Here is a 12,228-nt window from a genome sequence, read left to right on the forward strand (position 1 = left end):
GATGCTAATATGAAAGAAAAAGTATTAAAATTAATTTATATAAAAACAAAGATTAAAAATATATTAGCTCCCTTTTTATTTGTTTTCATAATTCCCGTTATCTGCAGCTTTATTTTGGGATACCAAATGAATGCTCGTCAAATTCGACATATACCTACTGCAATTGTAGATCATGATAACTCACCCCTTAGTCAAACATTAGTTAATGAAATAAAAACAAATGAAGTTTTTAATATAACAAACTATAGTGAAAATGATTATGATATTAAAAATCTAATAGATAATGAAAAAGTGTATTTAGGAATTATAATTCCTAAATCCTTTTCAAAAGATTTGCTTGAGGGAAAAGCTCCTAAAGTACTTATATTTTATGATGGGTCACAGATGTCTGTTACTAGCGCTGCTAAATCTCAGATGTCTGAAATTCTACTTACCCTTAAAACCGCATATTTAAAGCAACTAATGGAAGGTAAGCTTGGAATAATGCCTGAAGTATCTCTAAACAATGTTTTACCAATGTATTTTAGCTATAGGCTTATAGGTAATCCAACTAAAAATTATATTAACTTTATGATTCCTGGAATGTTGATTAGTATGATTCAAATAGGTCTTGTAATTCTTGGGGTAGAACTAGTTAAAGAAGTTGAGCAGAGTTATTTTTGGTTATGGATTAAAGGAATTATAGGTGGATTACTTGGTTCAATTTCTATGTTAATAACTTTAGGAATTCAGTTTAAGTTCTTCCAAGTTCCTTTTAGGGGTACCATTCAAGGTGGAATCATTCTAACACTTCTTTTTTGTATTGGTATGGTAAACTTAGGTATTCTAGCTAGGCTAATTAGAAAGGAAAAACTATCTTCTGTAAGATGGATAACAATAATAGTTTCTCCTACAACTATACTTGGTGGTTTCACCTTTCCTTTAATTGCAATGCCAAAATTCTTTCAAGACTTAGGTGAATTTATACCTTTTGTGCATTACGGAGAACCAATTAGGGACCTGTGCCTCAATGATATAGACTTAAAATATATTACTCCTGATATAAATTGGCTATCTAAATTTTTAATTTATTTATGGATGCTTTCTTTAGTTGTTTTTATACTACGAAAATATGGTCATAAAATTTATAGTTATATTAAAGCACCTAAAGAAAATAAAGAAAAATCCGAAGAGGTGATGCAAGTATGAAATTCTTAAAATCTATTTTACGTAAGCAAAAAAATATTTTTTCACTTGTAATAACGCCTATTTTGGTAACAATCCTCTTCTGTTTTGCTTTTAGTAAGATTTACGTAGAACAGATTCCTTTTGGTATTGCAGATTTTGATAATTCGTCAATTTCACGATCAATTATAAGAGAATTTAAAAATCATCCAGGTCTAAAAGTTAACTACTACGCTGATTCACAAACAGAACTAGAAGAAGCTATAAAAAGAAAAAAAGTCAGAGCTGCTTTGATTATTCCAAAAAATTTTAACAAGGATGTAATTGAACTAAAATCTCCTAAGACTATAGCATTAATAGATGAATCAAATATGGTAATTGGAAATAATGCATTGGCATACTGTAGTTCAATATTAAATACTTTAAATGGAAAAATTCAGCTAACTGTTCTTCAGGCAAACAATATGCTGCCTTATGTTGCTCAACAGTCAATTAGTGCTTTATCCTTTACAGAACGTATATTGTACGATCCTCAGTTAAGTTATATGAAATATTTGATTTATGGGCTTTTAGCTCTTTTGATTCAACAATTCTATTTAACAACTTTAGTGCCTATTTTAATAGAAGAGAAACACGAACTCACACAAATGAAGATGAGATCTAAAGAAGGCTCAAAAAAAATACTTATTCTCTCTCTAAGAATTTTAATGCTTATGTTTTTTGCATACTTAGGTGCTAGCAGCAGTTTGTACTTTGCTGGAAAATACTTTTATCTTCCACTTAAAGGAAACATACTAGAGTATTCTGCTTTGATGTGGGTTTTCATTATAGATATTACAGCTATAGCTTTTATTCTTGCTTTTATTTTCAATAACGTTGTGCATTTTATAGAATTTGTCATGTTTCTAACTGTTCCTGCATTACTTACAGCAGGATATACCTGGCCTCAATATATGATGCCAAAAAGTTTGGCACAAGCTGTCAAAATTCTTTGGCCTTTTATATATATATCCGAACCTTTAAGAACCATAAATTTAAAAGGTTCTGGTTGGAGTTATATACTTCCTTACTTAAAAGGTGGTATTTACTATGCTTTGTTTTGGTTACCTATAGGAATCGGATTATATACTCTTAAGATTATTTTGAAAAAATGGATTAATAGAAAATTATTAATTCAACCGGAAACTTTTGCAGGCACCAATACCTCAAGCACCAAAGAACCCTCTATAAAAGGATCATCTGTAATTGAGAAACAAGAGGAAGTAAAACTTAACTCTTAATTACAGGCAATTATATAAAAATATAAAAATTATGTTTGTACAAAATTAAAATAATTTTCTTCTTAAACCTAATAAAGAGAGTAGTGAAGGACTAATAAAATATTACCCTTGCTACTCTCTTTTACTATTTATTCTCTAAGCAAACTTAATACAAGTTGTTCTAATTTTACGCAAATATTATAAATAGAACATCTAATAAGTAATGTATATCAGAAGAATACTTTTCTGCAAATATGTATAATATAAATTCATAACTTATAAAAGAATTCCTAATGATTAATATAAACCTAAAAACTAAAGGGGGTTAAAAATAATGGATACTCACAACATCCAACGTGAAGAAATAGAGAGAATTTATGGTAAAATCAGTCCATTCGAGCTTAAAAATAAGTTAATTAACTTAGCAGAAGGACCTAAGGAGAAAAGTGCCCACGCTTTATTAGATGCAGGAAGAGGTAACCCAAATTGGACAGCGGCAACACCTCGTGAAGCCTTTTTTGCCTTTGGCCAGTTTGCTGTTGAAGAAACTCGCAGAGTATGGAATGAAAAGGACTTAGCTGGAATGCCTAAAAAAGAAGGTATTGCAGAACGTTTTGGAATTTATGTAAAAAAGCATCTTAATGAACCAGGAATTGAACTTCTTAAAAATATAATTGAGTATGGGATAACAGAAAAAGGCTTTGATCCAGATACTTGGGTACATGAACTAGCAGATGGCATTATAGGAGATAACTACCCCGTTCCAGATCGTATGCTCATACATATCGAAAAGATTGTACATGATTATCTTGTTCGAGAAATGTGCTACAATAAACCACCTGTAGGCAAGTTTCACTTATATGCGGTAGAAGGTGCTACTGCTGCAATGTGTTACATCTTTGATTCCCTTATTGCCAATGAATTATTGCAAAAGGGAGATAAAATTGCACTAATGACTCCAATTTTTACCCCTTATCTTGAAATTCCTTTACTGCCTCGTTACAACCTTGATGTAATTAAAATTAGAGCTACAGAAGAAACAGAAGATGGAACCCATACTTGGCAATATCCTGAATCTGAATTAGAAAAGCTTTGCGATCCAACTATTAAAGCTTTATTCATAGTTAATCCTAGCAACCCACCTTCTGTAGCTATGAAACCAGAATCAGTTGATAGATTAACCGAAATAGTTAAGAAACATAATCCTAACCTAATGATTATTTCTGATGATGTTTATGGCACCTTTGTTCCTAATTTCCGTTCCATAGTTGCAGATTTGCCTTATAACTCAATAGGAGTCTACTCTTTTTCAAAGTATTTTGGCGTAACTGGTTGGAGACTTGGAACAATTGCACTTTATGAAAAAAATATATTTGATAAATTAATAAGTGAATTACCTCATGATAAAAAAGAGGAGGTAACTAGACGCTATGAAGCGCTATCCACAAGCCCCGATGATATACCATTTATAGATAGAATTGTTGCTGATAGTCGTCAAGTAGCACTTAACCATACAGCAGGTCTTTCTACACCACAACAAGTACAAATGGCATTTTTCTCAGCCTTTGCTTTACTTGATAAGGAAAATAAATATAAGCAGTTAACTATTGATATTTGTCGTCGTCGTCAAAGACTCTTGTTTGATGGCCTTGGATTAGATTTACGAAAAGATCCTTATGATGCGGCTTATTATACAGAGTTTGATTTACTAGAGTGGGCTTGTCACTATTACGGAGAAGATTTTGCAAATTATCTTCAAACGAATCATAAGCCTTTTGACGTGCTTTATCGCTTAGCAGAGGAGTCTTCTATTGTACTATTAAGTGGTGGTGGATTCTTTGGGCCTGAATGGTCCATAAGAATATCTCTAGCAAACTTGAATGATGAGGCTTATTCAAGAATAGGTAAAGCACTGCATAAAATACTTGAAGATCTTGTGCAAAACTGGAAAAAGTCAAAAATATAAATAGATGAAATAAAAGGGGTGTTGCACTATGATTTTTCATTCATTATTCAACAGCCCCTTTTATCACTTTACTATTTTATAAATGAGAACTTTCAGATTATAAACTCGTTTCTAATTCACTATTTTTAGATACTGTTATTTCTTCTTTAACTTCTTCTTCCCGAAGAGCCTTGTATATGCTGTAGCACATGACGAGCATAATCAGCATGAATGGAAAGGCAGCAGCAATAGAAGCCGTCTGAAGTGTCTTTATCGCAGCAGTACCTCCTACTAGAATAATCATTATAGTGACAGCCCCTTGGACAACTCCCCAAAACCCGCACAGTTTTTTACTTGGATTCAGGTCTCCTCCCGATGTCAGCATGCTCAGTACATACGTCGCTGAGTTAGCAGCTCCTGCAAAGGACGTGATGATCAGGATAAGCGCTAGCGGAGCAGTGATGAAATAGAGCGGTAGATGCTGCAACGTTGCAAATAAAGCAGTCGAAACATCGGTTTTAACCGCTGCCTGAATGGCACCCTGTGACAATGCATCTAGATTAAACGCAGCTCCCCCATAGATTGCAATCCATATGAGGCAGAAACCAGAAGGCAGGAAGACTGATGCAAGTATGAATTCGCGAATAGTACGGCCTCTAGAAACACGTGCTATGAACTGACCTACAAATGCTGCCCACGCAATATACCAAGCTCTGTAGAATATCGGCCAGGCTTTAGTCCATTCAACATTGCCCATCCACAGACTCTGTCCCATAAAGTTTTGCAAATAATCACCAAGCGTGTGAGTAAACATATTTAGTATAAATACCATTCCACCAAACAAGAAAATAAATACCATAAATCCAATTGAAAGCCATACCTTTACGTCAGCAACAGCCTGCATCGCCTTATGCAGTCCGGATACGGTTGCAAGCGTAAATATCGCTGTCATGATTGCGATAATAATAGCAGTCATACCAGGTGTCGCTTTAATTCCCCAGATATATTGTACTCCTGTGGCAATCTGACCAGCCCCCAGCCCCAAGCTAGTTGCTACGCCAAACATCGTCGCAAATACCGCTATTACATCGATGGCTTTACCGATAGGTCCGCGAATGTGATCACCAAGGATCGGATAAAAAGCGGAGCTGATTAAGCATGGAAGGCCTTTTCGATACTGGAAATAAGCCAGGGCTAAACCGCAAACAGCGTAAATAATCCATACATGAATACCAAAATCATTAAATACAATCCTCATGGCATCATGCATAGCTTGCTCAGTTCCTGGTTGCCCCACAGGCGGTGCCATATAATGAGTCATCGGTTCAGCAATGGACCAGAAAACCATTCCGATACCCATTCCCCCTCCAAATAGCATAGTAAACCACTGGAAATTTGTAAATTCCGGTTTTTCATCATCCGCCCCTAGCTTGATCCTACCAAAGCGGCTGAGAGCAATAACAAATATAACTATTGTAAAGACAAATACTGATACAAGATATAGCCAACCAAAATTAGTAGTTAAAAATGATAACACGCCATTGGCTACTTTAGCCATTTGAGAAGGCAGAATTATACTAAATGCTACAAATACCAGAGCTATACCTGCAGAAACATACAGAACCGAGCGGTCTTTTGTTTTTTGTTCATTTGACATAATTAATTTTCCCCCTTCGCAAAACAAATCTAAATAGGCCTCATCCATCTGGGCAAGGCCTATTTAGTTATATGAAACTCCTTCTCCTTTCGTCGAATGAGTAAGCGATTCGCACAAAATCATAGATTTTGGCTCTCTGCTTATATGAAACTCCTTCTCCTTTCGTCGAATGAGTAAGCGATTCGCACAAAATCACAGATTTTGACTCTCTGCTTAATTGATTTAGATTCTAACTTTAAAAACAGTTTGCTCTTGAATGTCAGTTGCAAGAGAATCTAAAGCCACCCCAACTCTATGATATCTTAACTTCCATTGTGCTTCTTTAGAATCTGCAGGATTTCCTAATGGATAAGGGATAGAAATTGTAGGTACTATTCTATTTGAACCTACTGTTGTTGCTACTGGGATTAGATTACACATTTGAACAACTGGGAAACCAGCTCTTTCGATTTCCTTTACCATTGTTGCACCGCAACGTGTACAAGTTCCTCAGGTGGAAGTTAGTACAACTGCATCTACATTTGCTTCTTTTAGATGTACAATAATCTCCCTTGCCATTCTAGCAGCCTCACCTTGAGTAGTTCCAGTTCCAACTGTAGAATAGAAATACTCATGAAGCTTACCTATTTTACCTTCTTTTTCATACGTTTTTAAGGCATCTAATGGAACTATTACATTAGGATCTGCATCTGCTGCTGCAGGGTCAAATCCAGCATGTATTGTCTTAAAAACTCCTCCCATTAATTTGTCTAATTGTGATATATCATATTTACCCCATCTTGTTGCTGAAGCAGATTGAATTCTATCAGGGTTGTCCACAGGAACTATACCACCAGATGTTACACAAGCTATAGTTGCTTTACTTAAATCTTTAATAGCTGGCGCTATTGGTACTCTATCCATTTTAGGGATAGGTAATTCAGTTTCAAATTTCTCGCCATTTAATTTCTTTATCACCATTTCTACTACTCTATCAGCAGCTGATTTTCTTGATTCAAGCCAAACTTGATGTCTTTTCCCTCTTCCGTAATATCCTTCCTCTTCTGCTGCCAACAGCTCTTCTCCAGCTAATATTTTATTACCGAAGTTAGCCATAGCCTTTATATCATTTTTCATTCTTCCAGCGTTGTTTCCACCTTTAAATATATATACATCTTTTTTAAACATTTCAACACCCGGGTTTTCAATATGCATAGAGGATATAACTGGTACGTTAAACTTCTCTTTTACAGCCTTACATATAACTCCACAGGCATTTCCATATCTTCCAGCCTGGAAGGCAGGTCCTGCGAAGAATATATCAAACTCTTTCCCCTCTAAAAAAACTAATATTTTTTCTACTGCCTCTTTTTCACTAGAACCCATGAAGTTATCACCACAAACTATTGTATGGGTAACCTCTGCACCATCAAGTTGTTTATTTAATTCGATAGCAGGTCCAACTAAACCCTCTCTTATTTCTGGAGAAAAGTCTGCTTTGTCCTCTCCACCAATTTGTCCGAAGAATTGATTTATATATAAAATTGCTTTTTTCATCTAATCTGCACCTCCTTAAAACTCTTTCATTGTTTTTGGTGACCATCCACAGATCTGATCTCCGCAAAACATTGCATTATTTTCCATAATAATTGAACCATCTTCTCTTACTGAAGACCCTAATATTTCATCGTTTGCCCATCCACCAGACAAACCATCTCTAGCTAATGACTGCAGTTCTCCTATAACAGTTTCCATTGGAGATAGCTCAATTAATTCTGAAACGTTTCCAGTTGATACAATAGCATCTGCTTTTATATCTAAGGATACTAAAGGCTGAGATTCACCATCTCTTCCTGTGCATTCATTAGTGATACCACAAGTTTTAACTCCAGCCTCTTCCAATGCAACTATACAAGCTATAAAGTCTGCATCAGGATTTCCATATCCTTCTTCTGCAACAATAGCTCCATCTGCACCTAAAGATTTTGCCATTTGAGCAACAAACAAAGCTGCACGTTTCTTCTGCTCTAAGGCTACATTAAGGTTAGACATAATTACTCCTAAGAAGTTTAAAGTCTTTCCATGCTCAGCATATAACTTTTTAATAGTTGGATTATTCTGAAAGTCATAAGTAGACCACTTTGAGGAACAAGGCATAAAGCTTCCAGAAATCATTGCTCCATCTAAAACCTCATTTGGATGCATAAAAGTTGGTACCATATGATTTGCATCCCATCCATATACCAAATCGTTATATCCCATTTCTTCCATCTGGGATTGAGGCTGCATTACAAATACAACAGATGGTAAATCTTGAACTTCTTTTGATCTCTTTGTAACTGGTTCTAACTCAAAGGTCTCAATATCCTCTGGCTCCAAATTCTTAACACAATTTCCTATAAACTCAGCAAGCTTATGTCCTGCCCATCTTAATGCTTTATTTTTCTTTTGCTGTTCATGTTTTTCAAAATCTTCATCTGTATCTCCTATAAGTACTATATTCTTTAACTGAGAATAGTAACTATACTTTGCACCTTCTCCACTCATATCTATTAATCCATCTTGGAATCCACCCCAATGCTTGCCCACTACTAGGATACTGCAATCCTTTAGTGCATGAGTTCTTCCTTCACCTACTGGAACAACATCCCCAGTTACCCCTGGGAATAAAGTGTTACCGTTTACTTTTACTCTTGGCTCAATTGCCTCCTTTACAGGTACTAAACGAACCTTATCTCCTGGTTTTACAATTAATAAATCTGCTTCTGTAATATGTTCATCTTCCAAAACAAAATCTAGCGCTTCCTTCTTGTTTATTGTTAAAATTCCATTTTCATAGCGAGTCTTCTCTCCAAAAACGATATCTTTTACATGAAAGTTTCCAATTTCCAATTTCACTTATATTCCACCTCTCTCGTTTTAATGATGATAATGATACTATAATTTATTCTTATACCAAAATTTTCAAGTATCACTCGTTATAATAATATCACAATTTAGAATAGTTTGTAAACGAGGTTAATTTATAATCGCGATTGTTTTGTTATAAAAATATCAAATATCCTCTATTTGAAATACATATATTACTAAATGTTTTAATTTAACATATCTTAATTCTTTACATCATATATTTAGCAAGGAATTGTCCTAAGTAATAGCAAACGATATATTATGAATTGCGGTAAACTAAAGTTAAAGATTAAAAGATTATACTAATGTTTTAATCTTTTGGTTACTGTGATATAATAATGAAATATCTTAGAAGTAAGTTGGTGAATAAAGTTTGAATAAAAAGATAATAAAAAAACAAAGGAATATGAGTTATTTTATAGATGCGGCAAGTAAAATTATGGATGAAGAAGGAATTGAATTTGTTACAATAAGGAAAGTTGCAGATTTAGCTGGATATAATAGCGCAACCTTATATAATTATTTTGAAGACTTAGACGAGCTTATTTTATATGCCTCTATCAAGCATCTAAAAGAGTATACTCTTGCTCTTAAAAATTATACAAAAAATGCTAATAATAACTTAGATAAATATTATAAAATTTGGGAATGTTTTTGTACATATTCATTTTCAAATCCTAAAGTGTACAATATAATTTTTTTCAGCAAGCATAGCAACTCCATCGATAATGTAATTGAAGAATATTATTCAATATTCCCGGAAGAACTTGGTGAACAATCAGTAGACTTATTACCTATGCTCCTAAAGAGCAACATATATGATAGAAATTTAGCACTGCTAATTAATCTTTCTAATGATGGGCACTTAAGAAAGAATGATTTGGTAGATATAAACGAAATGACGCTTTTATTATATCATGGAATGCTTTGTAAAATACTAAACAAACAGGTTGACCACACTCCTTTAGAAGCTACAGCTATCGTAATTAAATATTTAAAAAAGATAGTAGATTCATATAATATCTAAAAAAAATTATAGGAGCTGAATTTCCTATCAGCTCCCTGTTTCTATGATTCTCATCAGTATTTCTTTTTTCTATTCTTTAAATATAAAGCACAAAATTACTTGCATGGACTTTTTGCATTATTGTGCTTTGCGTTGTATAAATTATATAAATCTTTATCTACACAGATGTTTTTTTCTCTTCTGTAGCATCATATATCCCAAATTTTAAAATATTCATGTATTCGTTAAACTCTGCCATGATATTATCTAAATTATTAAAAATTTCATCTATAGAGGTATCTTTACATTTTTTAAGATACTTATTAGAAACACCATCCATACACAACATAATCAATTCTATTGCTTTTTTAGTATCAATTCCATTTTTGAATTTTGAAGTATCTATATCTCCAAAAAACTGAGGCATGTATTTTTCATAGTAAGCATTATATTTTTCCGTAAGTTCTTGCTTCAATGACTCTGGCATATGTGAAATAGCTGAAAATACCAATCTGCTCACTAGCGGTTCTTCATGGTTTATCTTAGCTTTTCTTATACTAGCCCATACGAATCTTTCGAAAATATCCTTTGGCTGTGTCTCCCTCATTGAATAATATTTATCTATTAAGTGACTTAAACAATAGTCAAATACATACAGAAATAAGTTTTTCTTACTCCCAAAGTAATGAAACAATATCCCCTTGGAAACTTCTGCTTTTTTCACGATAGAATTAGTAGATGCCTTGTCATATCCATTCAATGCAAATTCTTCAATGCAAGCATCTAATATTCTTTTTTTCTTTTCCTCTGGTAAATTCTCAAATGTATCAATCAATTATAATCTCTCCTATACATTTTCTATAACTAACTGAAACTTCTTCTGTAGCTTTAATATAAATCTTTGGAAATTTCAATTTACTAAATAACTACCCTAAGTAATACTCCACCCGATGCCAAGAATTCTGTTTATTTAGAGTTAACTTTCATCCCCTCTTTTATGTTATTATCAGGTTTTACTAGGATTTTTTCACCTGATTTAAGTCCTTCTACTACTTCAATTGTTTTTTCACTTTCAATACCTTTCTTAATCTGCCTTATAACAGCTTTTCCATTGTCAACTACAAACACAGAAGAACTTCCTTTATAATCAAATACAGCTGTATCAGGTATCACTAAAGTATCTTTCTTAGTCTCAGTTATAATCTTAATATCTAAATCGTAACCAGGCTTTAATAAACCTAAATTATCACTTATTTCAATAGTTACAGGTACCCTTTTTTGGTTAACTCCTAAAGACGAAGTTATATTTTTTGCTTCTGGTGCTATTTTTACAATCTTCCCTTTTATAGTTGAATTTCCTAAAGGCTTTCCACTAACTTCAACCTCATCACCTATTTTAACCTTATTTATATCATCAGACAATATGTTTGTCATTAATTCTAAACTTTTGGTATCTCCTATTAAAAATGCTGCTGTTCCAGCTGTTCCTGTAGAATTTTCATCTAATAACTTTTCTAGAATAACTCCATCTACTGGTGTTATAACTTGTTGTTTTTCTATATCTCTCATTATAGTATCCCTAAGTATTACTGCTTGTTTAACTGCGGCTATATATCCACTCTTTACATAATCAGGAGTTCCCTCCTTAATATCCTCTAATTGTAAGTTTGCTGATTTTAGTGCAGCTTCGGCAGTTTTAAATGCATCTTCAGCATTATTTAATTCCTGCTTACTTATACTGCCTGATTCATAAAGTGCCTTTGCATTACTAAGGTTTCTAACTGCAGCCTCATAGGCAACTTTAGCTCCATCTACAGCAGATTGTGCAATTTCTATTTTATTTACGCTATTTGAGATATCAGTGCCTTGCAGCTGGGCCTTTGCAGCCTCAAGCTTTGCATCTGAATCCTTAAGCTTAAGCTCTAAGTCACCTTTATCCATTGTTAATAATATATCTCCTTTTTTTACCGAATCTCCTTCTTTGAATTTTATTTCCATTATCCTTCCAGAACCCTCAATATAGGCAGTCTGTTTTTTATTGCTTTCAACAGTAGCAGTATCTTCAATGTACTGTTTAATCTCACCTTTTGCTACAGCAGTAGTTTCGATAACCTGTCCCTTCTGAAGTTTTACATATGCGAGTGCACTTACTGTACATACAACTATTGAGGCAACTGTCCAAAATAATTTTTTTCTTTTCATATAACACCCATCTCCTATAAAAATATTCTATTTCACTTTCAAAGTAGGCTTAAAGCACAATTATCATAAACAGAGTTCTTAGTGTCTTTGACACTTAGAAATCGTT

At 33.6% G+C, this 12,228-nt stretch carries 9 protein-coding genes; 4 read left to right on the forward strand and 5 right to left on the reverse strand.

The window, feature by feature from the left end:
- Positions 1-9: 9 nt before the first annotated feature.
- The 3 genes from AC0N0V_RS15015 (at position 10) to aspD (ending at position 4,389) form a co-directional block, all read left to right on the forward strand.
- Positions 10-1,188, forward strand: coding sequence for an ABC transporter permease (locus AC0N0V_RS15015; RefSeq protein ID WP_474458852.1), 1,179 nt, complete (start codon positions 10-12; stop codon positions 1,186-1,188).
- Positions 1,185-2,444 (forward strand): ABC transporter permease, encoded by a 1,260-nt coding sequence (locus AC0N0V_RS15020; RefSeq protein ID WP_474458853.1) that lies wholly within the window; start codon positions 1,185-1,187, stop codon positions 2,442-2,444. The genes AC0N0V_RS15015 and AC0N0V_RS15020 overlap by 4 nt, the downstream gene beginning before the upstream one ends.
- 313 nt (positions 2,445-2,757) lie before the next feature.
- Positions 2,758-4,389, forward strand: coding sequence for an aspartate 4-decarboxylase (gene aspD, locus AC0N0V_RS15025; RefSeq protein ID WP_474458854.1), 1,632 nt, complete (start codon positions 2,758-2,760; stop codon positions 4,387-4,389).
- A 97-nt stretch (positions 4,390-4,486) separates the two neighbouring features.
- Here aspD and AC0N0V_RS15030 read toward each other — a convergent pair whose 3' ends face one another.
- From AC0N0V_RS15030 to AC0N0V_RS15040, 3 genes are all read right to left on the reverse strand, one after another.
- The gene (locus AC0N0V_RS15030; RefSeq protein ID WP_474458855.1) at positions 4,487-6,025 is read right to left on the reverse strand and encodes a glycine betaine uptake BCCT transporter; all 1,539 of its coding nucleotides are present in this window, start codon (positions 6,023-6,025) and stop codon (positions 4,487-4,489) included.
- A gap of 222 nt (positions 6,026-6,247) precedes the next feature.
- Complete coding sequence (gene grdH / locus AC0N0V_RS15035) at positions 6,248-7,561, reverse strand: betaine reductase selenoprotein B (RefSeq protein WP_474458856.1); 1,314 nt, start codon at positions 7,559-7,561, stop codon at positions 6,248-6,250.
- Between the two features lie 15 nt (positions 7,562-7,576).
- A complete protein-coding gene (locus tag AC0N0V_RS15040) occupies positions 7,577-8,902 on the reverse strand; it encodes a glycine/sarcosine/betaine reductase component B subunit (RefSeq protein WP_474458857.1) in 1,326 nt (441 codons plus the stop codon).
- Positions 8,903-9,287: 385 nt separating this feature from the next.
- Here AC0N0V_RS15040 and AC0N0V_RS15045 point away from each other — a divergent pair, with 385 nt between their 5' ends.
- Positions 9,288-9,941 (forward strand): TetR/AcrR family transcriptional regulator, encoded by a 654-nt coding sequence (locus AC0N0V_RS15045; RefSeq protein ID WP_474458858.1) that lies wholly within the window; start codon positions 9,288-9,290, stop codon positions 9,939-9,941.
- A gap of 157 nt (positions 9,942-10,098) precedes the next feature.
- On the opposite strand, the gene AC0N0V_RS15050 is transcribed toward AC0N0V_RS15045, so the two are convergent.
- Both AC0N0V_RS15050 and AC0N0V_RS15055 read right to left on the reverse strand, forming a co-directional pair.
- A complete protein-coding gene (locus AC0N0V_RS15050) occupies positions 10,099-10,755 on the reverse strand; it encodes a TetR/AcrR family transcriptional regulator (protein WP_474458859.1) in 657 nt (218 codons plus the stop codon).
- Positions 10,756-10,886: 131 nt separating this feature from the next.
- The gene (locus AC0N0V_RS15055) at positions 10,887-12,122 is read right to left on the reverse strand and encodes an efflux RND transporter periplasmic adaptor subunit (protein WP_474458860.1); all 1,236 of its coding nucleotides are present in this window, start codon (positions 12,120-12,122) and stop codon (positions 10,887-10,889) included.
- Positions 12,123-12,228 lie beyond the last annotated feature (106 nt).

The organism is Clostridium sp. CS1-1, assembly GCF_056135525.1.

What these genes read in the sequence shown, in the direction of transcription:
- AC0N0V_RS15015 (WP_474458852.1), top strand. Translation starts at nt 10, where the DNA reads ATGAAAGAAAAAGTATTAAAATTAATTTATATAAAAACAAAGATTAAA.
- AC0N0V_RS15020 (WP_474458853.1), top strand. Translation starts at nt 1,185, where the DNA reads ATGAAATTCTTAAAATCTATTTTACGTAAGCAAAAAAATATTTTTTCA.
- aspD (WP_474458854.1), top strand. Translation starts at nt 2,758, where the DNA reads ATGGATACTCACAACATCCAACGTGAAGAAATAGAGAGAATTTATGGT.
- AC0N0V_RS15030 (WP_474458855.1), bottom strand. Translation starts at nt 6,025, where the DNA reads ATGTCAAATGAACAAAAAACAAAAGACCGCTCGGTTCTGTATGTTTCT.
- AC0N0V_RS15055 (WP_474458860.1), bottom strand. Translation starts at nt 12,122, where the DNA reads ATGAAAAGAAAAAAATTATTTTGGACAGTTGCCTCAATAGTTGTATGT.